Genomic DNA, 25,448 nt, shown 5'->3' on the forward strand with positions numbered 1-25,448 from the left:
TACATTAAATAAATCCGGCATTTTAGCGTTTAAGTAGAACTGATTTATGCTGAAACCTTTTCTATATCTAAAATATATCCCCTTATTATTGCTGTTGGCGACAGGTTGTCTGTTTGCAAATCGTGCATCTGCGCAGAATGAGCTGTCATATGTAGGGGAGTTGGGTTTATCCATTGGCGGGGCACAATACTTTGGGGATCTGAATACCCGGGGAGCGTTAAATACGCTGAAACCTGCTGTGGGCATATACTATAGAAAGTATATGAACGATTATGTAGGGGTACGGGTGCATGGCCGGTACATGCAATTGGGTTACTCCGATGTTTACAACAAAAATGAATTTCAAAATCGCCGCAACCTCAGTTTCAATACTAATTTGTTTGAATTGTCCCTGCAGGGGGACTTTAATTTTTTCCGGTTTGAGCCCGGAAGCCTGTATGAGCGGTTTTCGCCCTATCTCACAGGGGGAGCCAGTATTTTTTATTACAACCCTTATACTTATCTTGGCGGCGTGAAATATTTTTTACAGCCTATGCGTACCGAAGGACAGGGAACTGCCTTGTATCCGGATCGCAAGCCCTATAGCCTGGTATCATATGCCTGGTTAATAGGAGGGGGCTTTAAATATAATATTTCCAAAAAAGTGAATGTGGGTCTCGAAGCCCTGTATCGTTTTACACAAACTGATTACCTGGATGACGTAAGTACTACTTACGCCGGCCCTGCTGCTTTTCCTGCCTTACCTAACGGGCAGCCAACAGTAGCAGCGCAATTGCAGGACAGGTCGGGGGTAAAAGGTACACCTATCGGGGTAATGGGCCGGCAGCGCGGGAATAGCCGGGATAAGGATCAGTTTTTAACGATTGAGCTCACGATCAGCATTCTTTTTACTTCTTACAACTGTAAATTTTAATTTAAGAAGAAAATACTTTCTGCCGGCGGCCTTTCCATACCTGCGAACCGCCTTCATCGGTCTCCGAAATTGCCAAAATCCCCACTGGTATTGAATTCGCTGTTAAAACTACGTTAAAACACCTTCTTAGGCTTTGCCAAAAAAGTCATTACTCTATTTTTGTATCTTTGCACCCTTTTAGTAAATCTGTTATAATCTGTTATAATACGCCTGACACAAATGAGCTTGAAGGATAAATTGGACTTACAACGGTTACCGCGCCATATAGCCATTATTATGGACGGGAACGGCCGTTGGGCAAAGGAGCGGGGACAAGACAGGCTGTACGGGCACCACGAGGGGGTAGAAAGCGTGCGAAATATAGTGGAGACCTGTGCAGAACTTGGGATAGGTTATCTGACCCTATACGCGTTTTCTACCGAGAACTGGGACCGCCCGGTTTACGAAGTTAATGGCATCATGGAACTGCTCGTAAACACTATCCGGATGGAAGTGAATACGTTGTCAAAAAATAATATCCGTTTGAGTGTAATAGGTGACATGGATATGTTACCTCCCCAGGCTCAACGGGAAATGGAGGAGGCAATAGCCCTTACAAGCCAGAATACCGGCCTCAATCTCATTATGGCTCTCAGCTACAGTGCAAGGTGGGAAATCGTGAATGCGGCCAGGAAAATAGCCCTGGACGTGAAAAATGGAGCCCTGGACCCAACAGCTGTTACGCCTGAGGTATGGGAAAAATATCTCTGTACCACCGGCCTGCCGGACCCTGAATTAATGATTCGTACCAGTGGGGAATGCAGGATCAGTAACTTCCTACTATATCAACTGGCCTATGCGGAACTGTATTTTACAGATACCCGTTGGCCGGATTTCCGCAATGAACATCTTTACCAAGCCATCTTAAATTACCAAACCAGAGAACGGCGCTTTGGCAAAACAAGCGAACAAATTCAGCAGAATGAAGAAATTATTTCCTAAGGGCCTTCTGGCTATAGCATTATGTTGCAGTGCAGGCATTCGTGTATCCGCTCAGCAAAAAGATACCGTGCCCCCCTCGCAGCCCCCTGCTAATCCGCCGGCCGTTTCTCCTATTAACATGGGAAATCCGCAACAGTACGAAATTGCCGATATTACCGTTGCCGGTACCCAATACCTGGATAAGTCATTGCTGCTGTCGCTTTCCGGCCTCAGTGTAGGTGACAAGGTAACCTATCCGGGTGGTGACCAGTTTACCAAGGCGATCCAAAGCCTTTGGTCACAAAGACTGTTCGCAGACGTGACCATCTACGTAACCAAAATTGAAGACAATAAGATCTGGCTGGAAATAGGATTAACGGAAATGCCCCGTATGTCCACTTTCTCCTTCAAAGGAATTAAAAAAACCGAAGCAGACGATATTGCTACCAAAGCAACTTTGCGTAAAGGAAGTGTAATTACCCAGGCGATGAAACAAAACGTGATCGGGGTAGTACATAAATTCTATGCCGATAAAGGCTTTGGTAACGCCAGTGTAAAAATTGAAGAAAGAGCTGATAGCGGACAGGTGAACTCTAAACACGTCATCTTTACTGTTACTAAAGGAAGTAAAGTACGTATCGAAACAATTAATCTTGTGGGCAACTACAACATTGCCGATAACAAGATCAAGAAAAAGATGAAGGGTACCAAAGAGCGCTCCCGCTTTACCCTACATCCTGATACGGAACATGTGTATGAAGACTCCCTGGCCCAGCCGGACGATTTCTGGCAAACCTATGGGTTCCTGCAGCCCACCCGTGCACTGGAAAAGCTGGATCCTTATTTCCGCTTTAAACTGTTCAGCTCTGCCAAGTTCAACGAAACCAAATACCTGGAAGATAAAAGTAAAGTAGTGGGTCTCTATAACTCCAAAGGTTATCGTGATGCCCTCATCGTAAGAGATACTACTTACAAAACCCGCACGCAGAATCTGAATATTGATATGCAGATTTCTGAAGGAAAGAAATATTATTTCGGTGATATCACCTGGAAAGGTAATACCCGTTATTCCGATTCTGTATTGACCCGCTTACTCGGTATCAAGAAAGGGGATGTATACAACCTGGAGTTGCTGGAAAAGAGAATTGGTAAACAAATGTCACAGGAAGGTGGCGATATCAGTGGTTACTACATGGACTACGGTTACCTCTTCTTCCAGATCGATCCGGTGGAAATCGGGATCCGTGGCGATACCATCGACTACGAAATCCGTTTACGTGAAGGTCCGCAGGCTACCATCAAGGAAGTACGCATTGCCGGTAACGAAAAAACAAATGAACACGTTATCCGCCGTGAGCTGCGTACTATACCAGGTGAAAAATTCAGCCGTCAGGATCTGATCCGTTCTAACCGTGAAATTGCCAACCTTGGCTTCTTCAACCCGGAAAAGATCGGTATGAACCCCGTACCTAACGTACAGGATGGTACCGTGGATATTGACTATACTGTAGAAGAAAAAGCCAATGACCAGCTGGAACTGTCTGCTGGTTGGGGTGGTTATATCGGGTTAACCGGTACCCTTGGTGTAACGTTCAATAACTTCTCCTTACGTAACATCTTCAGAAAAGAAACCTGGGATCCTTTACCAAGTGGAGACGGTCAGAAACTGTCTGTTCGTGTATCTTCCAATGGTAAAGCTTACCGTTCCTATAACTTCTCTTTCACTGAGCCATGGCTGGGTGGAAAAAAGAGAAACCAGTTTTCTGTGAGCTTCTATAGCAGCTACCAGAATCCTTACGCTTATAATGATTATTACAAGCTGCCCGGAGATACCACTACTTCTACCAATGGTCACTTCAAGGTATTGGGTGCTTCTGTATCACTGGGTAAACAGCTGAAATGGCCGGATGACTATTTCACCCTGATTTACTCTTTGAACTATCAGCAGTATAAACTGAAGAACTATAACTATTTTGGTATCCAGGGTTTTGAAAATGGTACCTCTAATAACGTGAACGTTAAACTGACGCTGGCACGGTCTTCTGTGGATCAGCAGATCTTCCCGCGTAGTGGTTCCAACTTCATGTTATCAGCGCAGTATACGCCTCCATATTCCCTGTTTAATCCTGATAAGGACTATTCCAAGGAACCAGCTTCTGAAGCGTTTAAATTTATTGAGTACCAGAAGTACCGCTTTAACGCAGAATGGTATGTTCCTTTGAGCCGTCCGATGGGTAGTGACAATAAAACGTTTGTATTGAAAGTGGCAGCGAAGTTTGGTTATATTGGCCGTTACAACAATCGTACAACGTTGTCTCCATTCGGTAGGTTTGAAATGGGTGGTGATGGTTTGAGTAACTTTGCTATTTACGATCGTGATATCATCTCCCAGAGAGGTTATCCGGTGTATTATACTTCCAATCCAAGTGTTAATCCTGAAAACGGACAGCCTGCTAACTACTCTGGTTTCACGGTGTTTAATAAGTTTGTGATGGAACTGCGGTATCCGTTCAGTCTGAATCCAAGTTCTACGATCTTTGGTTTGGCTTTCCTGGAGGCTGCGAATGGTTATAAGGATATTAAAGAATACAATCCGTTCCTGTTACGTCGTTCTGCCGGTATTGGTATGCGTTTCTACCTGCCAATGTTTGGATTGCTTGGATTTGATTACGGTATTGGGTTTGACCGTCTTACGCCAGGTGGTGGTCTGAAAGACGCGGCTAAGTTTACCTTTATGCTCGGCTTTGAACCAGAATAATGTGAAAATAAATTATATATTGCAAGTTTAACCGTTGTTTTGGTTTTGCAAAAAATCTATTGTAGCATGAAAAAAATATTTATTACAGCCGCTATTGTATTGGCTATGGGCGGTGCAGCAAGTGCACAGCGCTATTGCGTGATAGATACAAAATATATACTGGAAAGTATTCCTGAATACAAGGAATCGCAGAAAAAGCTGGATGCCGTTGCTGAACAGTGGCAGAAAGAAATTGATGCTAAATTCCAGGAAGTAGATAAGATGTACAAGTCTTATCAGGCCGAACAGGTAATGCTGACGGAAGAACTGAAGCGGAAACGTGAAGATGAGATAGTAGCAAGAGAAAAAGAGGCAAAGGATTTGCAGAAGAAGCGTTTTGGTTACGAAGGAGATCTTTTCAAGAAAAGAGAAGAACTGGTAAAACCAATCCAGGACAGGATCTACAATGCTGTACAGAAATTATCTGCCAGCAGAATGTTTGACTTTGTACTGGACAAGGCCGCAGGTGCCACCGTTATTTTCTCTGATCCCAAGCTGGACAAAAGCGAAGAGATTCTGAAATCCTTAGGGGTGAAGAAATAATCGTGTACCTATTTTTTAACTATAAGTATTTAAATTTTTTTAAACACAGACAACATCATGAAGAAGTACGTAATTATTGCTTTTGTGGCGGTTACCGGTTTGTTCAGCGTGAATGCAATGGCACAATCCAAAGTAGCGCATATCAATGCACAAGCACTGGTAGCCAGCATGCCGGAAGCTAAGAAGGCAGAAACTGATCTACAGACTTTTGCTCAGAGCCTGGAAGGTGAGGGCAAAACTATGGTGGATGAGTACACAAAGAAAATGAAGGATTTTGATGACAAGGCGGCCACTATGACCGACAATATGAAAGAAATCAAAGGTCGTGAAATCCAGGATGCTCAGAAACGTATCCAGGACTACCGCGAAGCTGCTGAACAGAAAGTACAGACTAAACAGCAGGAACTGCTGAAACCTATCTACGATAAAGCACGCAAAGCCATTGAAGATGTAGCAAAGGAAAAAGGTTACGGTTATGTAATCGACAGTTCTGCTGGTATGCTGCTGGTTTCTCCTGCTGCAGATGATATCCTGGCAGCCGTTAAGACTAAATTAGGCGTTAAATAATTAATTATTTTAATGTAAAGGTGGAATGCGGCTAACACTGCATTCCACCTTTACATTTAGGAATTTGGATTTTAATTTTACTTTCTAAATATTTTCTGCTACCTTTGCCTTCCGTTTTAAAAAACAGTATACTTTAATTCGGGAGTTTTAGTATAGTACAGGTAAAAACAAAAAAAAGAAATGAAACGTACTTTTCAACCGCATAACAGACGCAGAAAGAGCGTTCACGGCTTCAGAAAGAGAATGGAAACCGCTAATGGCCGTAAGGTATTGGCTTCCCGTAGAGCAAAAGGTCGTAAGAAGCTGACTGTTTCTGACGAGCGTAAGCTGAAATAATTATAGTAGCTAAATACTATTTGCCATAAAAACTTATTCTTTTAGAAAGGAAGAAAGGTTAAAAAGCAGAAAACTTATTGAAACGCTTTTTCGTGAAGGAAAAGCGTTTTCTGTTTTTCCATACCGTGTGGTATACATGCCCCTACAGGAGCCGTGTAAATATCCTGTGCAGGTAGGCTTTAGTGCCGCTACCCGCAAGTTCCCACATGCAGTAGACCGTAACCGCATCAAACGCCTGGGCCGCGAAGCCTGGCGCCTGCAAAAGCAGGAATTATATGAGCACCTCCAGTCACAGTCCCGGCAGCTCGCCGTTTTCCTGATCTATACCGACAAAAAAATAGCCCCCTTTTCTATCCTGCAAGGCAAAATTTCGGTAATTTTAAAAAAGCTGCGGGAAGCGTAAGGCGGAAAGCAAAAAGCTGAAAGCTATGGGAGCAGAGATGATATTTTGAAGTCACCCTGTTGCTAAGTTTTTCGTTGTTTATCCTTCGCTACAATAGCTTTTTGCTTTATGCCTTAAGCTTTCAGCTTCTTTAAAATATCTTTTATATGAATCGTGTAGTGCGCTGGCTGACTTACCCGTTTATTTTCCTGATAAAGATCTATCAATGGTTTATTTCGCCTCTGCTGGGCAGTAAATGCCGTTATACGCCCACCTGTTCTCAGTATGGGATCGAAGCATTTAAAAAATATGGCCCCCTCAAAGGTGGCTATCTCACCATAAAGCGTATATTGTCATGCCATCCCTGGGGTGGGCATGGATATGATCCGGTTCCCTGAACAGTGAAACCGGTTGCCAACTATTAATCGTTCATCTTATACATTCTTGCATGCGTGCGTTTTTTAATAAAAGAAAGAAACTGACAGCAGCGCTGTTGTTGCTGATTACAGCAGCAGGCATCTTTGCTTTCAATGAAAACGATAAATATTTCCAGATTGCCAAGAACCTGGACATATTTGCGGCTTTTTACCGGGAACTGAACACTTACTACGTAGATGACCTGCCTCCCGAAAAAGTGATGCGCAAGGGCATTGAGGCCATGCTGGAAGAAACCGATCCTTTTACAGATTTCGTTTCCGAAGAAAATCTCGATGACCTCAAATTCATGGCCACCGGCAAATACGGCGGCGTAGGCGCCTCCATTAATACCAACGGTGAATGGACTTCCATCACAGATGTATACGAAGGCAGTCCCATGGACAAAGCCGGCGTAAAACCAGGTGATATCATTGTGAGTATGGATGGTAAATCCATAAAAAATGTAGCCCAGGAAGACGTGAGCAAACAACTGAAAGGTGCCGCAGGTACCCCGCTGGACATGGTTTTCAGAAACCCGGTAACTGGTGTGGAAACCCCTAAAAAGATTATCCGTGAAGAAATTAACGTAAAGTCCGTGAGCTATGCCGGCATACTGAAAAACGACATAGGCTACATCAAAATGACCCAGTTCACCGAAAACAGCGGCGCCATGGTACGCCGGGCGGTAGAACAACTGAAACAAACCAACCCTTCCCTGAAAGGAATGGTGCTGGATCTCCGGGGTAATCCCGGCGGTTTGCTGGATGAAGCCGTAGTAGTCGCCAATATTTTTGTAGATAAAAATAAACTCATTGTCAGCACCCGTGGTAAAGTGAAAAACTGGGATCGCAGCTACGAAACATCCGATCAGCCGGTAGACGTACATCTGCCATTAGTAGTACTCACCAATCATTCCTCTGCTTCTGCCTCAGAAATAGTGGCAGGCAGCATTCAGGACCTGGATCGCGGCCTCGTAATCGGCCAGCGCTCTTACGGGAAGGGACTGGTGCAAACCACCCGTCAGCTGCCTTATAACACCAAATTGAAAGTAACTACCGCTAAATATTATACGCCCAGTGGTCGTTGTATCCAGGCAATAGATTATTCTCACCGCAATGATGATGGCAGTGTAGACTATGTACCGGATTCCCTGCGTAAATCATTCACTACTGTTGGTGGCCGCGCCGTGAAAGATGGTGGCGGTATAGAACCGGATGCGAAAGTAGAGCCTACCTACATCAGCCAGGTAGCGATTACCCTCATCCGCAAACAATTTATCTTCGACTATGCTACCAGCTATTATTACAGCCATCCGAAAATAGCTGCTGCCGGTAGCTTCACGCTCACGGATGCGGAATTCGAGGATTTCGAACGCTACCTCGACAACAAAGACTACAGCTATAAAACCCGTAGTGAAGAAGCGCTGGACTCTTTCAAAAGCACTGCTAAGAAAGAAAAGTATTATGATGCGGTTGCCAAAGAACTGGAAACACTGGAAACTAAAATGAAACACGATAAAAAGCAGGACCTGCTGAAAAATAAAGAAGAGATAAAACGCTTGCTGGAAGAAGAAATCGTTAACCGGTACTATTTACAGAGAGGTCGTATTATCAAATCACTGGAATGGGATAATGAAGTAAATACAGCTTCGGACATCCTGCATAATCCTGCTAAATATAAACAGTTGCTGACAGCTGCGAAATAAAAACACAGGCCACCAGGACTACTAATTTATTGATAATAAGAAATATAAAGCGCGCATTTCGGCCTGGTCTGGAATGCGCGCTTTATATTTTTGACTGTTTACTAAAATTATGAATTCCGGTGAATTGTTTATATTTTGAGAAATCTCAGTGAATAATAAACAGTTATCATTTACAACCTAAAAGGGTTAAATCATGCCAGTAAATTCCAATGAAGACTCTCGCCGGAGTTTTATCAGCAAATTTGCCAAAGGAGTAGTGGGCGCATCGCTGCTACCCAGTATTCTGACTGCTGCTGACAAAAAAAGAAATATTGAATCGCTTTCCCGTTTGAGGGAAAAGTATAGTGCAAACGACCAGATTCAGATAGCGCTGATAGGTGCTGGTGGAATGGGTACTGCAGACGCCAACACCGCGATTACTGTACCGGGTGTGAAGCTGATAGCCGCCTGCGACCTTTATGATGGCCGCCTGGCAGATGCTAAAAAGAAATGGGGAAATGATATTTATACGACCCGCAATTACCAGGAAATTCTTGACCGCAAAGACATTGACGCTGTAATTATTGCAGTGCCTGATTTCTGGCATAAGGATATTTCTGTGGCTGCTATGAACAAAGGTAAATCCGTGTATTGTGAAAAGCCAATGGTGCACGATATCACAGAAGGACCTGCTGTAGTAGAAGCACAACAACGCAATGGAAAAGTAGTATACCAGGTAGGTAGCCAGGGGATGAGTTCTCTGGGAAATGAAAAAGCAAGACAGCTGCTGAAAGATGGCGCTATTGGTAAACTGAACTATGCAGAGGGTTTCTGGGCACGTATGTCGCCTACCGGTGCATGGCAGTATCCGATTCCGGCTGATGCATCCACCAAAACGGTTGATTGGGAAGCTTATCTCAAAAACGCACCAAAGCGCGATTTTGACCCATTACGTTTCTTCCGCTGGCGTAATTATAAAGATTACGGTACCGGTGTATCCGGTGATCTGTTCGTACACCTGTTTTCCAGTCTTCACCTGGTAACCGGTTCACTTGGCCCCAACAAAGTAATGGCCACAGGTGGATTACGTTACTGGAAAGATGGCAGGGAAGTACCTGATGTAATGCTGGGTATGTTCGATTATCCTGAAACAGCTATACATCCTGCATTTAACCTGTCGCTTCGTGTAAACTTTGTGGATGGTACCGGTGGCACCAATTACCTGCGTATGGTGGGCAGTGAAGGCTCCATGACAGTTGAATGGGATAAAGTAACCTTGTATCGCAACAACGTACATGTAGACGAGAATGATCCGCTGGCAGCAGCGAATGCGGCTGCGGCCAACACGGGTAAGTCATACGCCTATCACCGTGCAGAGATACTTCCACAGGAAAAAATGGAGTATGAAGCAGAGAAGGGTTATAAAGGAGCTCACTTCGATCACTTCTACAACCTGTTTAATGCGATGCGTACTGGTGGTAAAGTAGCAGAAAATCCTACTTTCGGTTTCCGCGCTGCTGCACCGGCATTGCTGTGTAACGAAAGCTATTTCGAAAATAAGATCATCCACTGGGATCCAACAAATCTTAAAGTGGTGAGCAAGGCATAAAGCCGAAGGCAAAAAGCAAAAAGCTATTGTGTAGTAGAGTAAAGCGTATAACCGCTTATATCTCGTACACAATAGCTTTTTGCTTTTTGCCTTCGGCTTTACGCCTTATTGCGCTGCTTCAAAGCGTTTGCTGATAGCGTTCCAGTCAACTACATTCCAGAATGCTTTCAGGTATTCCGGACGGCGGTTTTGGTATTTCAGGTAGTAAGCATGTTCCCATACGTCTACACCCAGGATTGGCGTACCTTTTACTTCAGCAACGTCCATCAGTGGATTGTCCTGGTTAGGAGTGGAAGAAACCTCCAGTTTACCATCTTTTACCAGCAACCATGCCCAACCTGAACCGAAGCGGGTAGCACCGGCAGTGTTGAATTTTTCCTGGAATGCTTCAAAAGAACCAAAGGTGCTATTGATAGCATCTGCCAGTTTACCACTTGGAGCGCCGCCTGCATTAGGAGCGAGGCTGGTCCAGAAGAAACTGTGATTCCAGTGACCACCGCCATTGTTTCTTACAGCAGGACTGATTTTACCGGCATTAGCTACCAGTTCTTCCAGTGATTTGTTTTCGTTTTCTGTACCTGCAACTGCCTTGTTCAGATTGTCTACATAAGCCTGGTGGTGCTTACCGTGATGAATTTCCATTGTCAGTTTATCGAAATTCGGCTCTAACGCGTCAGTTGCGTATGGTAAGCTCGGAAGTGTAAATGCCATAACTCAATTTTTTATGGGTTTTAAAATATGATTTCTTGATAGTCGCCAAATTTACTGCCAATCCGTTAAAATTTAGCCATTTAATTATTTAGTTATTTAGATATTTAGTTTCAGTTAACCGCTTATATCTGTAAAACCCAATAACCAAACAGTAAAATCGGGAAATCAACCAATGCCTGGGCTTGATCATATGGAAAATTATTTTATATTTACGGATACTCGGTTTAACAGGACGTAACATTAGGCATATTTCGTGTGTGCTTGGTTGTTGTTTACCTATTGTTTGTTTAAAACTTATAGTATGCAGACAGGCTCGGACTCAGGGCAAAATTTTTCCCTCAATGCCTTACAAAAGGAAAATGAGTATTTAAGAAATCGTATTCATTGGCTGGAGAGCGTTTTACATCATGTACCCGCCATGATTTATAGCTACGACAATAACAACAAATCCGTTACCTGGTGTAATGAACGCCTGGCAGAAACAGTCGGATTTTCTTCAGAAGAGATGACAGGCATGGGTATGGAGTTTTTCCGGCACATCATGCATCCGGAGGATTTTAAACTGGCAGCTGTAGCGCAGCAATCGTTCATTAATAACAAGGCACAATTTGGAGGCCTGGCCCGCATACGCAAAAAGGGCGAGGTAGATTATAGTTGGTTGCTGGGCCTGGAAGTACCCTTTACGCATGATAAGAATGGGCGGGTGGTAGAAATCATCTGCGCCTTCCTGGATCTTACCAATGCGATTGATACCAATGCACAGCTATCAGAAGCATTGAGCGCTATCCTGCGCCGGCAGAATGAAAACCTGTTTAATAAGCTGACACCGAGAGAAAAAGATGTACTGGCCATGGCCGTAAAAGGACTCAATAACAAGGAGATCGCCCATTCGTTGAACCTTAGCCGTTATACTGTAGAGACCCACCGGAAAAATATTCGTCTGAAACTGAAAGTGCGCAATACTTCCGAGCTGGTAACCATTGCACGCAAGATAGGATTTGAATAAATAGAAAGGAGAAGATAGGATCAGCATGTACGTTTGCACCCCGCGTAGGTGCCTCACACTTTTTTAGACCCCGTGAATAGAACCCATAATTCTAAATTGTATTTTCCTGTCAGCCAATAACTAGCCTAAAAATTTGTTAAAAAGATTTTTGCTAAAAATTGCTAAATTTTTTAAAAATACCCAATCTTGGGTATTTGCTCGTTTTTCAAACTCCACTAATTTAGTGAATTAAATATTACGTGTGTTTTAAACGCCCGACATGATTATTAGCCGAAATACCCCTATGACTATGATAACCGAGGAAAGAGCATATTATATTTTGCAACTGGAAGAATCTGCAACTGCTGAAGAAATTGTGGCCCGCTATGAAATTCTGAAAGACCAATACAGGAAGATAAAAGATGAAACAGAAGACCTTAGAACACGGCTCGCCTATCAATTAAAACAAATAGAACTGGACGACGTATTTATCTATTTCAGAAGAAAACAAAGAATATAAAGGATAACTGACTAAGCTTTTTTATTATTCATTCGTTGTGTTTTTAAGCTCAGCTTTCATCCATTGTTATTTTCTTTATTACCACCTCCAAATTTCTTCTTTTAATATATCCGTTGGGAAAACTATGCCTATCTACCCCTGTTGGCTTTATTTCAGTATATTTACGAGCTTAAACCCTACCTAAACAATCATACTATGAATGTGTACTTGATTATTTTACTGGTATTGGCGTTCCTGGTTTTAATGTCGTGCTTCGTTACTGTACAACAGGGTAACATTGGCGTAACGACCATCTTCGGTAAATACAACCGGGTATTGTTTCCCGGATTGAACTTTAAAATACCTGTTATAGAAAAGGTATTTAAAAGAGTATCTATCCAGAACAGGTCTGTAGAACTGGAATTCCAGGCAATTACCATTGATCAGGCGAACGTTTACTTCAAAGCCATGCTGTTATATGCCGTATGGAACCAACAGGAAGAAACGATTAAGAATGTGGCCTTCAAGTTTATGGATGAAAGAAGCTTTATGCAGGCGCTGGTGCGCACTATTGAAGGTTCTATCCGTGGATTTGTGGCTACAAAAAGACAAGCAGAAGTATTGGGCCTGCGCAAAGACATTACCGAACACGTAAAAGAGCAGATCGACAAAACCCTGGAAGAATGGGGTTTCCATCTGCTGGATCTGCAAATGAACGACATCACTTTTGATGAAGTGATTATGAAGTCCATGGCACAGGTAGTAGCTTCCAATAATCTGAAAGCGGCTGCTGAAAACGAAGGACAAGCATTGCTGATCACTAAAACCAAAGCGGCAGAAGCTGATGGTAACGCCATCAAAATTGCTGCAGAAGCTGAACGCCAGGCCGCTCAGCTGCGTGGTATGGGTGTGGCGCTGTTCCGGGAAGAAGTAGCCAAGGGTATGAGTATGGCCGCTAAAGAAATGCAGCAGGCTAACCTGGATACCTCGGTGATCCTCTTTTCCATGTGGACAGAAGCCATTAAACATTTTGCTGAAAACTCAAAAGGAAACGTCATCTTCCTGGATGGCTCTTCTGAAGGTATGGATCATACCATGAAGCAAATGATGGGGATGAATAAACTGATGGATTCCAATAAGAAATAATTATCTTCTTTGTTCAAAGAAAGTTTTCATCAATTGTAAACTTTCTTCGCTGCACGGACCGGCTTCCAGTTTTGTTTTAGGATGAAACGGGGACCGGTCACCGGTAGCTCTGCGATAGCTGTTCTTGTCATCTGCCGCCGCATACACAATCCTGCCAATCTTGCTCCAGTAAAGGGCTCCCGCACACATCAGGCAAGGCTCTACGGTTACAAATAAAGTGGCTTCCATTAAATATTTACTGCCCAAAGTATTGAACGCGGCTGTTAATGCTATCATCTCCGCATGCGCCGTACAATCATTTAATCTTTCCACATGATTATAGCCGCGGCCAATGATCCGGTTATTTAATACTACCACAGCACCAATAGGTACTTCTCCGTCTTCAAAGGCTTTGCGGGCCTCCTGCAGCGCCTGCCGCATAAAATGTTCATCGGTCATATATTGCTCTTAGCTCTTAGCAGTCAGCGGTTAGTCTTGCTACCGGAGTAGCGGCAGATGAACGCCAACTGCTTTTAGTGAATGATGTCAATTGAATAGCTCTTAGCTGTTAGCAGTCAGCGGTTAGTCTTGCTACCGGAGTAGCGGCAGATGAACGCCAACTGCTTTTAGTGAATGATGTCAATTGAATAGCTGAAGAATAAAAGCTAGAGGCTAATATCTAACAGCTGAATGAATTCTTCTTCTGAAAGTATTTTAACGGTATTGATTTTCTTGGCTTTTTCCAGTTTGCTGCCGGCATCATCTCCCACTACCAGGTAGTTGAGTTTGCTGCTCACCCCACTCACTATTTTGCCTCCTTCTTTTTCTACCATCTCTTCTGCATCACTACGTTTTAGTTTATGCAGGGTGCCGGTAAATAAAAACGTTTGTCCGTTGAGGTTACCTGATGTAGGTGCTGACTTTTTAGTGTTTTCCATGTTGATGCCCAGCGCAGCCAGTTTATCCAGCATGGCGATGTTATCTTCATTGGCAAAAAACACACGTATAGAACCAGCTACTTTCGGGCCTATATCTTCCAGTGCCAGGATTTGTTCTTCTGTCCAGTTCTGGAGATCCATGATATGCGTTACTGCGTTGGCCAGTGTTTTGGCGGTGGTTTCGCCTACATAGCGTATGCCCAGTCCGAATATGAGCCGGTGTAACGGTTGTGTTTTGGATTGTGCAATGGCTGTTTCCAGGTTGGTCAGTGACTTTTTACCGAAGCCTTCCAGTGCACCTATTTTCTCAAAGTCCAGTTCGTAGATGCCCGGAATATCTTTCAATAGTCCTAATGAGAAGAACTTGCGCACATTGCTTTCGCCAAAGCTTTTAATATCCATGGCGTCTTTGCTCACAAAGTGAATCATTCTTTCCACTACCTGTGCTTCACAGTTGATATTGGTACAGCGCCATACAGCTTCGTCTGCTGTTTTTACCAGCTTATCGTGACATACAGGGCAATGGGTAGGGAACACAATATCCTGTTCACTGCCATCCCGCAGGTCGGCTACAGATTTTACAATGTAAGGAATTACGTCTCCCGCTCTTTCTACCAGGACTGTATCGCCCAGCTTCAGGTCTTTCTCTTTAATCACTTCTTCATTAAAAAGAGAAATAGAGCCAACGGTAACACCGCCAATGGGAACGGGATCAATCTTTGCCACAGGCGTAACAGAGCCGGTGCGGCCTACCTGGAACTCTACGCTGCGTAGCTTGCTGGTAGCCTGTCGTGCTTTGAATTTATAGGCAATAGCCCAACGCGGGTGATGCGTGGTCATGCCCAGTTTATCCTGCAGGTTATAGTCGTTCACTTTTACCACCATACCATCTATTTCATATGGCAGGTTATCGCGTTCATTTTCAAACCACAAACAATGATCAATCACGGCCTGAATGCCTTTAACTACTTTCTTTTCTTTGGCCGGGCTGCGGAATCCCAGGGTAGATAATAGTTCCAGCGTACCACTATGCGTTGTGAGCGCATCGGGTTCTGTTTGCCCCTGGTTCATGGTATGATAGCTCATATGGTACAGAAAGGCTTCCAGTCCACGTTTGGCGACTTCGTTAGGATCTACCATCCGGAGGGAACCTGAGGCCGCATTGCGCGGATTAGCCAGTGGCAGCTGATTGTCGGCAATACGTTTTTCATTGAAGGCACTAAAGGTGTTTTTATTGATCAGTACTTCTCCGCGGATTTCTATCTGGTGAATGCCGTATTTGGAGAATTTGGCAGACAATGGAATAGAGCGGATCTGTTTAATGTTGGTGGTAATATCTTCTCCCGCTACACCATCGCCACGGGTGGCGCCCCGTGTGAGCTGATCATCTTCATAAATCAGGGAAATGCTGGCGCCATCAAACTTAGGTTCAATGCAATATTCTATTTCAGGAATGCCGGCACTTTCCCGGGCCTTGCGGTCCCAGTCCAGCAGATCATCTGCATTGTAGGAGTTCTCCAGACTGAGCATAGGCACGAGGTGGGGTACCGTAACAAATTCCTTGGTAAGCCCTTTGGCTACACGCTGGGTAGGGGAGTCCGCTGTGATAAGCTCCGGATGTTCCAGTTCCAGCTTTTTAAGCCAGGCGAAAAGCTGATCGTATTCATAATCACTTATCACTGGTTCGCTCTGCACGTAGTAACGCCAGTCGTTGTAACTGATCACACGGCGAAGGGCATCCAGCGTTTCATCAATGGATTGCAGCAGTTGCTGCTGCTGTAAGTGGCTTAGCAGATCTTTGGCCAGCTGCGCCAGGGTTATTTCTATCTCCTTTGTGTACATAATATATGAAACTGAGACGTAAATTTAAACTTATCTTTCACGTTAGGGATATCTCTTCAAAAAATTCGGTGGATTTTGTTTTAAATGTGGTAATTTTTTCTTTCATTTGATTATAATTCTGCGTAAGAACAATTAACTGCGTTTTTCTGTAATTCCACGTTCCTTATGATGTCTATGTACACCAAGAACATCAATACGCACCTTGTAGAAATAAAGGACTATTTCAAGGTAGCGATTTCTGTAGACTGCGTTATTTTCGGCTTTAACAACGATGAGCTGAAGGTATTACTGATCGAATCAGATCTGAAAGAATACAAGGGGAAATGGTCGCTGCTGGGCGATATTGTCCGGCCGGAGGAAGAGCTGGACGAAGCTGCTTATCGCGTCTTGAAAGCCCGTACAGGCCTGGATACTGTGTACATGGAGCAGGTACAGACCTTTGGTGCTATTCAGCGGCATCCTGCAGGCAGGGTGGTTACAGTAGCTTACTACTCCCTGGTGAATATTGAGCACGTAGAGCTGAAGACGCATAATAACGAACTGCACTGGCATAGCGTTAAAGATCTGCAAGACATGGCCTTTGACCACAAGCAAATCCTGGATACCTGCCATGAGCGCCTGAAACAGCAGGTACTGGTACAGCCTATCGGATTTAACCTGTTACCCCGTAAGTTCTCCCTCCGCGAGCTGCAAAATCTTTATGAAGCCATATTGGATATGGAACTGGACCGCCGCAACTTCAGGAAAAAGTTTTTATCCATGGATTTACTGATGGATTTGAACGAAGAAGAGGAAGATGTACCGCATCGTCCTGCCAAGCTCTACAAATTTAATTTTGATAAATATGACCAGCGTAAGAAGCGCTACCTGGGTATAGGCTTCTAGTGACGTTGTGATGGTACTTTTTTAGCCCGCACACCCCTGTTTCTTACTATTTCTGTTAATTTTCATGAGGTTAAAATCCTTTACCAATAAGGATTTGGCAACGTACGTACCTGCAAATAATTTGCAGCATTCTTTTTCTTCAGAAAAAGAAAAAAAAGTTTGTATTTAACAAAAATTTAAGTAAGATTGTGTAAGATATACACATCCTAGAAAGCAACTTATTATTCGACATAAAACCAAAATTTACGACTGATTCGCACTAAGATTTTTTCACAGTATATTTCGTATGTAGAAAATTCCACTAAACAAGATTTAAAGACTACAAAATCATTCATCAATAAATTGATTTTATAGTTCCACGTTATGAATCATAAGACTGCTAAGCATTACTGCCTTGTGTCTTACTTTACGCTTTCCCTTGTACAGGCATTGTACAGGGGAAAGTTGTTTTAGGGAAATACTAAGCGATTTCGGAATCAGTTAAAAATTTTGCAACAAGACAAGGCCCCTGTTCAATCAATTCTAATTCTGGGTAAACCCGTGCTATACCGGCAGTTCAGCAGGTTTTTCCGTAACTTGCATTCTTCCTGTGGAGGAATGACAAAGACTGGATTACGACTAACGGATACCTAAAACTTACCATCATATTATGTCTTATACACCACAACATAAGGTTCGCATTGTAACAGCAGCAGCTTTATTCGACGGTCATGATGCGGCCATCAATATTATGCGGCGCATTATGCAGGCAAAAGGTGCCGAGGTAATTCATCTCGGGCATAACCGTTCTGCAGCGGAAATTGTAGACTGTGCCATCCAGGAGGATGCACAGGGAATAGCGGTAACATCCTACCAGGGTGGGCACGTGGAGTTTTTCAAGTATATGTATGACCTGCTGCAGGAAAAAGGCTGTGGCCATATAAAAATTTTTGGCGGCGGCGGCGGTACCATTCTGCCGGTAGAAATTGCAGAACTGCATGCATACGGCATTGCACGCCTCTATTCACCCGATGATGGCCGGCAGATGGGATTGGAAGGTATGATTGAAGACCTGATCAGCCAGTGCGACATTGCTGTGAAACCATTGACAGAAGGTGGTAATGTAGAAGATATCCCGCAACTGCAAAAAGAAAAGAACCCGAAAATCATCGCCCGGTCTATCAGCCTGGCAGAAAATGATATGCCGGTAGCACTGCTCAAAGGACAGAAAACCAACACGGCTGTAACGGTGGATGATACTGCAACAGCACATATCACCCATACCGCAGCTGATCCGGAAAGATCTCCCGTATTGGGCATTACCGGAACAGGTGGGGCCGGTAAAAGTAGTGTCACCGATGAACTGGTACGCCGCTACCTGAATCATACGAATGATAAAACTGTAGCCGTAATTTCAGTCGATCCATCCAAAAAGAAAACGGGTGGGGCTTTACTGGGCGACAGGATCCGTATGAACTCCATTCATCACCCCCGCGCCTACATGCGCTCCCTGGCTACCCGCGAAAGCGATAAAGCCATCAGTGAGCATATACAGGAAGCAATCGACATCTGCAAACTGGCCGCCTTCGATTTTATCATCCTGGAAACCTCTGGTATAGGACAGAGCGATACCGCTATCACCGACTACTGCGATGTATCCCTGTACGTAATGACACCAGAGTACGGTGCTGCTTCCCAGCTGGAAAAGATTAACATGCTGGATTATGCAGATGTGATTGCCATCAACAAATTTGATAAAGCTGGCGCACTCGATGCTTTGCATGATGTGCGCAAACAATATAAGCGCAACCACGGCCTCTGGGACGCCAAAGAAGATGCGTTACCAGTAGTCGGTTCGATTGCTTCTCAATTCAATGATCCGGGCATCAACCTGTTGTTCGAAAGGGTAATGGAGAAAGTAGAAGAGAAAACCGGTGCCAACTTCGGCCCTATGGCCCACGAAAGTGTAAAATCTACTTCTACCAAATCACAGATCATTCCACCGGCAAGGGTACGCTATCTCGCCGAAATAGCAGAAGCCATCGGAGATTACAGCAAATGGACAGATGAGCAATGCAAAATCGCCACGCAGCTGTACCAGGTAGAAGGTGTTATGGCTTTGCAGCCAGCCCTCGCCGCCTCCCTCGCCGACATCAAAGCACACCTGGAGAAATCATTACCTCCGGAGTGCAAAAAACTGGTGGAAGAATGGCCTGCCCTGCTGAAAAAATATACCGCTGATTTTTACGAATTCCAGGTAAGGGATAAAGTGATTAAATTACCACTCTATTCTGAAAGCCTCAGCCATAGCAGGATTTCCAAGGTTAGTTTACCTAAGTATAAAGACTGGGGCGATATTCTCCGCTGGCAGCTTACAGAAAATCTGCCTGGTGAGTTCCCTTATGCTGCGGGCGTATTTCCATTAAAAAGAGAAGGAGAAGATCCTACCCGTATGTTTGCCGGAGAAGGCGGACCGGAAAGGACCAATAAACGGTTTCACTATGTTTCATTGGATCAACCGGCAAAGCGCCTGTCTACTGCATTTGACAGTGTAACGTTATACGGCGAAGATCCTGCAGTAAGACCGGATATTTACGGTAAAGTAGGTAACTCCGGTGTGAGCATCGCTACTGTAGATGATGCTAAAAAATTATACAGTGGTTTTGATCTTTGTGATCCTAAAACCTCTGTATCCATGACGATCAATGGCCCCGCACCTATACTGCTGGCATTTTTTATGAATGCCGCTATTGATCAGCAATGTGAAAAATACATCAAAGAAAATGGGTTGACCGACAAGGTAGCCGCACTGATAAAAACGAAATTCAAAGATCATCCGCTGCCGCATTACAGCGGCGACCTGCCGGCAGGTAACGATGGCCTCGGACTCCAGCTGCTGGGCATTTCCGGCGAAGAAGTGCTGGATCGGGAGGTATATGAAAAAATAAAAGCACACGCATTAAGTACCGTTCGTGGTACCGTACAGGCAGATATTCTGAAAGAAGACCAGGCTCAGAATACCTGCATTTTCTCTACTGAGTTTGCATTGAAGTTAATGGGGGATGTGCAGGAATATTTCATCACAGAAAAAGTACGGAACTTCTATTCTGTGAGTATTTCCGGTTATCATATTGCCGAAGCCGGCGCCAATCCTATTACACAGTTGGCGTTCACGCTGTCCAACGGGTTTACCTATGTAGAGTACTACCTGAGCAGAGGGATGAACATTGATGATTTTGCACCTAACCTGTCTTTCTTTTTCAGCAACGGTATGGATCCTGAATACGCGGTAATAGGCCGTGTAGCCCGCCGCATCTGGGCAAAGGCCATTAAGTATAAATACAAAGGAAATGATCGTTCACAGAAGCTGAAATATCATATCCAGACTTCCGGCCGCAGCTTGCATGCACAGGAAATTGATTTCAATGATATCCGCACCACACTGCAGGCATTGTACGCTATCTATGATAACTGCAATTCCCTGCACACGAACGCATATGATGAAGCCATTACCACGCCTACTGAAGAAAGTGTGAGAAGGGCCATGGCTATACAGCTCATCATCAACCGGGAACTGGGTACCGCTAAAAACGAGAACCCGGTGCAGGGTGCCTTCTTCATCGAAGAGTTGACGGACCTGGTAGAAGAAGCCGTACTCAACGAATTTAACCGTATCACAGAACGTGGCGGCGTTTTAGGCGCGATGGAAAGGATGTATCAGCGTAATAAAATACAGGAAGAAAGCCTGTATTATGAATCACTGAAACATACCGGCGAATTCCCGATCGTTGGTGTAAATACTTTCCTGAATAAAAATGGGTCACCTACTATTATTCCGGCGGAAGTAATCCGGTCTACTACAGAAGAAAAAGAATTTCAGATACATACGCTGGAAGCCTTCCAGGACAGACATCAGCACAAGAGCGCTGCAGCGCTGAAGCAGCTGCAGCTGGTAGCAGTAAGCAATGGTAATCTCTTCGCAGAACTGATGGAAACAGTGAAGCATTGTTCTCTCGGACAGATTACACATGCACTGTACGAAGTAGGTGGACAGTACCGGAGAAATATGTAATTAAAGCGGAAAGCTTAAAGCAGAAAGCAAAAAGCTATTGAAGCGAATGATCAGAGCGGGTATTGTTTCCGCTTTATTCATTCGCTTCAATAGCTTTTTGCTTTCTGCTTTAAGCTTTCCGCTCTTTACATTATATTAGTATTACCTTTTACTGAACCATTATCTCCCTGGAGCAGGGCGCCTATTTTTACAGCTTCACTTATCATAATCGTTATGAAGAAAATATTTTTCGTTTTCCTGTTTTTCGTTGGTTTACAGTCAACTGCGCAAATCAAAGATACAGTAGCAAAGCGTATTACGTTACCCAATGGCTGGGCTTTAACGCCTGTGGGGCATTCATTGCCATTGGGTGATTTACCACTGAACATGATACTTTCGCCTTCCGGGAAGTATCTGGCCGTTACCAATAATGGGCAAAGCCGGCAAACCATCCAATTGATAGATGCAGTAAAAGAGCAGCTGCTGGATGAAGTAACGATTCCGAAGTCATGGCTGGGACTGGCCTTTAGCAAGGATGAAAAGAAGTTGTATGCTTCCGGGGCCAACGATAATGTAATCTGGCAATATGCGATCACTGATAATAAATTGCAGGTAACAGATAGTATCCGGCTGGGCCTCGCCTGGCCGAAAGAAAAAATTTGTCCTACAGGTATGGTAATAGACCCGTCACGTAACCGGCTGTACGTAGTAACCAAGGAAGACAATAGTCTTTATGTGATCGATCTGCAGCAAAATAAAGTCATCTCACATATTCCTTTGGGGGCAGAAGCGTATACCGTCCTGCTGTCAAAAGATAGAAGCCACCTCTATATTTCCCTCTGGGGTGGGGATGCCGTGGCTGTTTTTGACATCGCTTCTGAGAAAATAAGTAATACGATTACTGTAGGCAGCCATCCCAATGAAATGATTCTGTCTGCCAATGGGAAATACTTATATGTAGCTGATGCAAATGATAACTCGGTAGCCGTTATCAATACTGCAGATCATAAAGTAATTGAATGGTTGCAAACGGCATTGTATCCGGATGCGCCCACGGGTTCTACTACAAATGGACTGGCATTATCAGCTAATAATAAACAGCTGTACATTGCTAACGCAGATAATAATTGCCTGGCCGTTTTTGATGTGACCAATCCTGGTAAAAGCAGGTCTAAAGGATTTATACCAGTAGGTTGGTATCCTACCTGTGTAAGAGTAACAGGAAAGAAAGTATTTGTTGCCAACGGTAAAGGATTTACCTCTATGGCTAACCCTGATGGCCCTAATCCAATCAACAAGAAAGAGGAGAGTGGCTCACATCAGGCGAATACAAGGAAAGACAGGCCGGTACAATATATCGGCGGTTTGTTTAAAGGGACATTATCTGTTTTTAATGAACCGACAGATGCCTTGTTGAGTCGCTGGTCTGGATGGGTATATGAAAATACACCTTATACAAAAGCGAAAGAACATACCGCTGCCGGAGAAGCCGGTAACCCGATTCCAAGGACTGCCGGACAAACTTCTCCCATTAAATATGTTTTTTACATTATCAAGGAAAACCGTACCTACGACCAGGTATTGGGAGATATGACCGCAGGAAACGGAGATAGCAGTTTGTGTATTTTCCCTGAGCGTATTACACCTAATCAGCATCGTTTATCAGGTGATTTTGTGTTACTGGATAATTTTTATGTAGATGCAGAAGTTAGCGCAGATGGGCATAACTGGAGTATGGCCGCCTATGCTACCGATTATGTAGAGAAAACCTGGCCTACCAGCTATGGTGGTCGTGGTGGTACTTATGACTATGAGGGCAGTCGTAAAATAGCGTATCCTAAAAAAGGATTTATCTGGGATTATTGTAATCGTGCAGGTGTGACTTACCGTACTTATGGCGAGTTTGCGGGTAAGGGAAAAGCGGCGCTCAAATCACTGGAAAATAATTTCTGTACAGATTATCCTTCTTTTGATCTCAATATCCAGGATGTAGCCCGTCAGCAAATCTGGCAACATGATTTTGATTCTTTGCTGGCCATTGACGCGGTGCCACATTTCAACAGTATCCGTTTGGGTAATGACCATACCAGTGGTATGCGGAAAGGGGCCTATTCGCCTTATGCTGCCGTGGCGGACAATGACCTGGCAGTAGGGCAGTTGGTTGATTACATCTCCCATAGTAAGATATGGAAGGAAAGCGCCATTTTTATTCTGGAAGATGATGCCCAGAATGGCCCTGATCACATAGATGCTCATCGTTCTACGGCCTATGTTATTAGTCCTTACATCAAGAGAAATGCAGTCAGTCATAATATGTATTCCACTTCAGGAATGTTGCGTACCATAGAATTGATACTGGGTTTGCCTCCTATGAGTCAGTATGATGCTGCCGCCAATCCTATGTGGGAGTTATTTTCCGCTACGCCTGATTTGACACCTTATACAGTTTTACCCGCCCGGGTAGACATTCACGAAAGAAATGTGGCCTGGAATGAAAGTGCGCGCCGTTCCGCCACTTTTGATCTGGCGCATGAAGATCGGGTACCGGACCTGGAGTTGAATGAGGTGGTGTGGAAGGCTATCCATGGAGAGCATGCTGTGATGCCAGCCCCCAGGAGAAGTGCTTTTGTGAAGTTACAGGCTACGGAAGAAGAGGACGATTGATAAATCGATTAAGCAAATCCAGGAAACTTTTCTATTTTAGGGGTTCCTAAATTCAAAAAACGTTATGGTTGCAAGGAGAGATTTTCTAAAGAACAGCGCCCTGGTAGCAGGCGTTGTTGGGCTGGGACTGCCCAAAACAGTATTTGGCTGGAACGGATATACCTCCCAGCGCCCACCACTGGCAAAGCGGAAATTTACCAGCGAAGCAGTGGAAAAGACGATTGTGAAGGTAAAAGCGCAGATCGCGGATACCAAATTAGGCTGGTTGTTTGAAAACTGTTTTCCTAATACACTTGATACCACCGTTAATTTTAAATCAGAAAACGGCAGACCCGATACTTTCGTGATCACCGGCGATATCAATGCGATGTGGCTGCGCGACTCCTCTGCGCAGGTATGGCCTTATCTGCCACTGGTAAAGGATGATGCGAAACTGAAGGAAATGGTAGTGGGCGTGATTAATCGCCAGACAAAATGTATTCTCATTGATCCATATGCCAATGCTTTCAATGAAGGACCAACCGGTAGTGAGTGGGATAAAGATCTGACAGATATGAAACCGGAACTGCATGAACGTAAATGGGAAATTGATTCCCTGTGTTATCCGGTACGCTTGTCTTATAACTATTGGAAAATAAGTGGTGACAATACGCCCTTTGATGCTAAATACAAACAGGCGGCTCAGTCCATCGTAAAAACATTTAAGGAACAGCAGCGTAAAGATGGCCACGGTCCGTACAAGTTCCAGCGTATCTCTGCAGTGCAGTCCGATACAGTGGCAAATGGAGGCTGGGGGAACCCAATATCTCCGGTAGGCCTGATCGTGTCTATTTTCCGCCCTTCTGATGACGCCACCGTATTTCCTTTCCTGATTCCTTCCAATATGTTTGCCGTAGTATCTCTGCGTCAGCTGGCGGAAATCAGCGAAACTATTTATAAAGATGCCGCCTTTGCAAAAGAATGTACTGCGCTGGCAGATGAAGTGGACCGCGCTATCAAAGCATATGCTATTGTGGAACATCCTAAGCTGGGCATGATGTATGGTTTTGAGGTAGATGGATTTGGCAATCGTTTATTCCTCGATGATACAAACGTACCTAGTCTCTTATCCATCCCATACCTGGGCTATACAGGTATCGATGATCCACTGTACCAGGCATCCAGGCATTTTGTGTGGAGCAATTTCCAGCCCTGGTTTTACAGAGGCAAATATGGTGATGGCGTAGGTAGTCCGCATACGGGGAACGACTATATCTGGCCAATGAGTGTTATCATGAGAGCTTTAACCAGTCATGATAAAGAAGAAATAGCAGACTGCATCAAAACATTACGCAATACAGATGGTGGCACTGGTTTCATTCATGAATCTTATCATAAGGATGATCCGACTAAGTTTACCCGCCCCTGGTTTGCCTGGGTGAATACCTTATTTGGTGAACTGATCCTGAAAGTAAGTCAGGAATATCCTGATCTGCTGAAAAGACAATACGCATAAATCGTCCAGATAACTTTAATCAGGGATTTTATGAGGTATGTTCAATAAATTGTGAACATAAATCAT

The 25,448-nt window shown here is 44.2% G+C and carries 20 protein-coding genes; 17 read left to right on the plus strand and 3 right to left on the minus strand.

Translation table 11 applies throughout. From position 1 onward, the window contains the following. The first annotated feature begins 46 nt into the window (after positions 1 to 46). From AB4Z08_RS31590 to AB4Z08_RS31635, 10 genes are all read left to right on the plus strand, one after another. On the plus strand, positions 47 to 913 hold the full coding sequence (locus AB4Z08_RS31590; protein ID WP_441577776.1) for a DUF6089 family protein: 867 nt from the start codon (positions 47 to 49) through the stop codon (positions 911 to 913). Between the two features lie 219 nt (positions 914 to 1,132). Then, a complete protein-coding gene (locus AB4Z08_RS31595) occupies positions 1,133 to 1,894 on the plus strand; it encodes an isoprenyl transferase (RefSeq protein ID WP_441577777.1) in 762 nt (253 codons plus the stop codon). Then, positions 1,875 to 4,631 (plus strand): BamA/OMP85 family outer membrane protein, encoded by a 2,757-nt coding sequence (locus AB4Z08_RS31600; RefSeq protein WP_441577778.1) that lies wholly within the window; start codon positions 1,875 to 1,877, stop codon positions 4,629 to 4,631. The genes AB4Z08_RS31595 and AB4Z08_RS31600 overlap by 20 nt, the downstream gene beginning before the upstream one ends. A gap of 66 nt (positions 4,632 to 4,697) precedes the next feature. Then, entirely contained in the window at positions 4,698 to 5,213 is a 516-nt protein-coding gene (locus tag AB4Z08_RS31605; RefSeq protein ID WP_291925254.1) for an OmpH family outer membrane protein, read from the plus strand. 57 nt (positions 5,214 to 5,270) lie between these two features. Then, positions 5,271 to 5,780 carry an OmpH family outer membrane protein gene (locus tag AB4Z08_RS31610; protein ID WP_441577779.1) on the plus strand — a complete coding sequence of 170 codons (510 nt, stop codon included), beginning with the start codon at positions 5,271 to 5,273 and terminating at the stop codon, positions 5,778 to 5,780. A gap of 180 nt (positions 5,781 to 5,960) precedes the next feature. Further along, a complete protein-coding gene (rpmH, locus tag AB4Z08_RS31615) occupies positions 5,961 to 6,116 on the plus strand; it encodes a 50S ribosomal protein L34 (RefSeq protein WP_012788729.1) in 156 nt (51 codons plus the stop codon). A 25-nt stretch (positions 6,117 to 6,141) separates the two neighbouring features. Next, positions 6,142 to 6,519: a ribonuclease P protein component gene (locus tag AB4Z08_RS31620; RefSeq protein ID WP_441577805.1), complete on the plus strand. Its 378-nt coding sequence runs from the start codon at positions 6,142 to 6,144 to the stop codon at positions 6,517 to 6,519. Positions 6,520 to 6,665: 146 nt separating this feature from the next. Beyond that, a complete protein-coding gene (yidD, locus tag AB4Z08_RS31625) occupies positions 6,666 to 6,896 on the plus strand; it encodes a membrane protein insertion efficiency factor YidD (protein ID WP_441577780.1) in 231 nt (76 codons plus the stop codon). A 50-nt stretch (positions 6,897 to 6,946) separates the two neighbouring features. Next, positions 6,947 to 8,620, plus strand: coding sequence for a S41 family peptidase (locus AB4Z08_RS31630; RefSeq protein ID WP_441577781.1), 1,674 nt, complete (start codon positions 6,947 to 6,949; stop codon positions 8,618 to 8,620). A 193-nt stretch (positions 8,621 to 8,813) separates the two neighbouring features. Next, positions 8,814 to 10,208, plus strand: a complete 1,395-nt coding sequence (locus tag AB4Z08_RS31635; RefSeq protein ID WP_441577782.1) for a Gfo/Idh/MocA family protein — start codon at positions 8,814 to 8,816, stop codon at positions 10,206 to 10,208. A gap of 105 nt (positions 10,209 to 10,313) precedes the next feature. On the opposite strand, the gene AB4Z08_RS31640 is transcribed toward AB4Z08_RS31635, so the two are convergent. Beyond that, positions 10,314 to 10,919: a superoxide dismutase gene (locus tag AB4Z08_RS31640; protein ID WP_441577783.1), complete on the minus strand. Its 606-nt coding sequence runs from the start codon at positions 10,917 to 10,919 to the stop codon at positions 10,314 to 10,316. Between the two features lie 301 nt (positions 10,920 to 11,220). On the opposite strand from AB4Z08_RS31640, the gene AB4Z08_RS31645 reads away from it, so the two are divergent. The 3 genes from AB4Z08_RS31645 to AB4Z08_RS31655 all read left to right on the plus strand — a co-directional run bounded on the left by AB4Z08_RS31645 (position 11,221) and on the right by AB4Z08_RS31655 (position 13,549). Next, positions 11,221 to 11,925 carry a LuxR C-terminal-related transcriptional regulator gene (locus tag AB4Z08_RS31645; protein ID WP_441577784.1) on the plus strand — a complete coding sequence of 235 codons (705 nt, stop codon included), beginning with the start codon at positions 11,221 to 11,223 and terminating at the stop codon, positions 11,923 to 11,925. A 289-nt stretch (positions 11,926 to 12,214) separates the two neighbouring features. Beyond that, on the plus strand, positions 12,215 to 12,424 hold the full coding sequence (locus AB4Z08_RS31650) for a hypothetical protein (protein ID WP_441577785.1): 210 nt from the start codon (positions 12,215 to 12,217) through the stop codon (positions 12,422 to 12,424). Between the two features lie 195 nt (positions 12,425 to 12,619). Continuing rightward, positions 12,620 to 13,549, plus strand: a complete 930-nt coding sequence (locus tag AB4Z08_RS31655) for an SPFH domain-containing protein (protein WP_331956665.1) — start codon at positions 12,620 to 12,622, stop codon at positions 13,547 to 13,549. Here the strand turns inward: AB4Z08_RS31655 and AB4Z08_RS31660 are convergent, their stop codons facing one another. Both AB4Z08_RS31660 and ligA read right to left on the minus strand, forming a co-directional pair. Beyond that, positions 13,550 to 13,987: a nucleoside deaminase gene (locus tag AB4Z08_RS31660; RefSeq protein WP_441577786.1), complete on the minus strand. Its 438-nt coding sequence runs from the start codon at positions 13,985 to 13,987 to the stop codon at positions 13,550 to 13,552. 206 nt (positions 13,988 to 14,193) lie between these two features. Further along, positions 14,194 to 16,308 carry an NAD-dependent DNA ligase LigA gene (ligA, locus tag AB4Z08_RS31665; RefSeq protein WP_441577787.1) on the minus strand — a complete coding sequence of 705 codons (2,115 nt, stop codon included), beginning with the start codon at positions 16,306 to 16,308 and terminating at the stop codon, positions 14,194 to 14,196. A 165-nt stretch (positions 16,309 to 16,473) separates the two neighbouring features. Between ligA and AB4Z08_RS31670 the strand changes: the two genes are divergently transcribed. The 4 genes from AB4Z08_RS31670 (at position 16,474) to AB4Z08_RS31685 (ending at position 25,382) form a co-directional block, all read left to right on the plus strand. Further along, the gene (locus AB4Z08_RS31670; RefSeq protein WP_441577788.1) at positions 16,474 to 17,193 is read left to right on the plus strand and encodes an NUDIX hydrolase; all 720 of its coding nucleotides are present in this window, start codon (positions 16,474 to 16,476) and stop codon (positions 17,191 to 17,193) included. 649 nt (positions 17,194 to 17,842) lie between these two features. Then, on the plus strand, positions 17,843 to 21,244 hold the full coding sequence (locus tag AB4Z08_RS31675) for a methylmalonyl-CoA mutase family protein (protein WP_441577789.1): 3,402 nt from the start codon (positions 17,843 to 17,845) through the stop codon (positions 21,242 to 21,244). A gap of 213 nt (positions 21,245 to 21,457) precedes the next feature. Next, complete coding sequence (locus tag AB4Z08_RS31680; protein WP_441577790.1) at positions 21,458 to 23,887, plus strand: bifunctional YncE family protein/alkaline phosphatase family protein; 2,430 nt, start codon at positions 21,458 to 21,460, stop codon at positions 23,885 to 23,887. A 64-nt stretch (positions 23,888 to 23,951) separates the two neighbouring features. Beyond that, a complete protein-coding gene (locus AB4Z08_RS31685; protein WP_441577791.1) occupies positions 23,952 to 25,382 on the plus strand; it encodes a glycoside hydrolase family 125 protein in 1,431 nt (476 codons plus the stop codon). The last annotated feature ends 66 nt before the right edge of the window (positions 25,383 to 25,448 follow it).

The organism is Chitinophaga sp. RAB17, from assembly GCF_052114225.1.
Classification (GTDB): Bacteria; Bacteroidota; Bacteroidia; order Chitinophagales; family Chitinophagaceae; genus Chitinophaga.

Coding starts and splice junctions, on each gene's coding strand:
- AB4Z08_RS31590 (WP_441577776.1), top strand. CDS start 47: ATGCTGAAACCTTTTCTATATCTAAAATATATCCCCTTATTATTGCTG.
- AB4Z08_RS31595 (WP_441577777.1), top strand. CDS start 1,133: ATGAGCTTGAAGGATAAATTGGACTTACAACGGTTACCGCGCCATATA.
- AB4Z08_RS31600 (WP_441577778.1), top strand. CDS start 1,875: ATGAAGAAATTATTTCCTAAGGGCCTTCTGGCTATAGCATTATGTTGC.
- AB4Z08_RS31605 (WP_291925254.1), top strand. CDS start 4,698: ATGAAAAAAATATTTATTACAGCCGCTATTGTATTGGCTATGGGCGGT.
- AB4Z08_RS31610 (WP_441577779.1), top strand. CDS start 5,271: ATGAAGAAGTACGTAATTATTGCTTTTGTGGCGGTTACCGGTTTGTTC.
- rpmH (WP_012788729.1), top strand. CDS start 5,961: ATGAAACGTACTTTTCAACCGCATAACAGACGCAGAAAGAGCGTTCAC.
- yidD (WP_441577780.1), top strand. CDS start 6,666: ATGAATCGTGTAGTGCGCTGGCTGACTTACCCGTTTATTTTCCTGATA.
- AB4Z08_RS31630 (WP_441577781.1), top strand. CDS start 6,947: ATGCGTGCGTTTTTTAATAAAAGAAAGAAACTGACAGCAGCGCTGTTG.
- AB4Z08_RS31635 (WP_441577782.1), top strand. CDS start 8,814: ATGCCAGTAAATTCCAATGAAGACTCTCGCCGGAGTTTTATCAGCAAA.
- AB4Z08_RS31640 (WP_441577783.1), bottom strand. CDS start 10,919: ATGGCATTTACACTTCCGAGCTTACCATACGCAACTGACGCGTTAGAG.
- AB4Z08_RS31645 (WP_441577784.1), top strand. CDS start 11,221: ATGCAGACAGGCTCGGACTCAGGGCAAAATTTTTCCCTCAATGCCTTA.
- AB4Z08_RS31650 (WP_441577785.1), top strand. CDS start 12,215: ATGATAACCGAGGAAAGAGCATATTATATTTTGCAACTGGAAGAATCT.
- AB4Z08_RS31655 (WP_331956665.1), top strand. CDS start 12,620: ATGAATGTGTACTTGATTATTTTACTGGTATTGGCGTTCCTGGTTTTA.
- AB4Z08_RS31660 (WP_441577786.1), bottom strand. CDS start 13,987: ATGACCGATGAACATTTTATGCGGCAGGCGCTGCAGGAGGCCCGCAAA.
- ligA (WP_441577787.1), bottom strand. CDS start 16,308: ATGTACACAAAGGAGATAGAAATAACCCTGGCGCAGCTGGCCAAAGAT.
- AB4Z08_RS31670 (WP_441577788.1), top strand. CDS start 16,474: ATGATGTCTATGTACACCAAGAACATCAATACGCACCTTGTAGAAATA.
- AB4Z08_RS31675 (WP_441577789.1), top strand. CDS start 17,843: ATGTCTTATACACCACAACATAAGGTTCGCATTGTAACAGCAGCAGCT.
- AB4Z08_RS31680 (WP_441577790.1), top strand. CDS start 21,458: ATGAAGAAAATATTTTTCGTTTTCCTGTTTTTCGTTGGTTTACAGTCA.
- AB4Z08_RS31685 (WP_441577791.1), top strand. CDS start 23,952: ATGGTTGCAAGGAGAGATTTTCTAAAGAACAGCGCCCTGGTAGCAGGC.